The sequence below is a fragment of the Roseateles sp. P5_B10 genome (assembly GCF_056400485.1).
The window spans coordinates 1-665 of sequence record NZ_JBFULE010001509.1; the positions used below are offsets into that span (position 1 = coordinate 1).

Here is a 665-nt window from a genome sequence, read left to right on the forward strand (position 1 = left end):
GCCCTGGACGGTAGCGACCTGGACGTCGCCCGCTGGCGCGRCCAGCCCCTGCTGGTCAACTTCTGGGCCACCTGGTGCCCGCCTTGCGTCAAGGAACTGCCGGAGATCAACCAGTTCTACAAGGAAGCCAAGGGCAAGGGCTGGCAGGTCCTTGGCCTGGCGGTGGATCAGGCCGAGCCGGTCAAGGCCTTCCTGCAGAAGACGCCGCTGGACTTCGCGGTCGCGCTGGCCGGGCCGGAAGGCCTGGGGCTGGTGCGGGAACTGGGCAATGCGGCCGGCGGCCTGCCCTTTTCCGTCGTTTTCGACGAGACCGGCGAGATCAGTTGGCGGCGTCTGGGCGTGAGCCGCCTGGAAGAACTGCGCCAATTGGCCCGAAGCTGACGCGCCCCCGAGAATTTCCCTATCCAGCAGGAAATCGGGTCCAAAACGCGTAAAGTTCGCCCTTCCTCAATTTAGTGGCGACTCTCTAGACCTTCGGGCAGGCGCGCCGCCACATGTTTGATGCAAGTTCTCGTCCTGCATGGCCCCAACCTCAACCTGCTCGGCACCCGCGAGCCCGAGGTCTACGGCGCGCAGACTCTCGCGCAGATCGATGCCGAACTCGGCAAGATCGCCACGGATGCCGGCGCCACGCTGAACAGCTTCCAGAGCAACCACGAGGGAGC

At 65.4% G+C, this 665-nt stretch carries 2 protein-coding genes; both read left to right on the forward strand.

Annotated elements, in window-relative coordinates; genetic code table 11:
• The coding region (locus AC1DU6_RS34295) for a TlpA disulfide reductase family protein (RefSeq protein WP_477862921.1) at positions 1 to 381 on the forward strand (381 nt) is incomplete at its 5' end.
• 117 nt (positions 382 to 498) lie between these two features.
• Positions 499 to 665 (forward strand): type II 3-dehydroquinate dehydratase (locus tag AC1DU6_RS34300; RefSeq protein WP_477862923.1); only part of this gene is annotated, 167 nt, incomplete at its 3' end.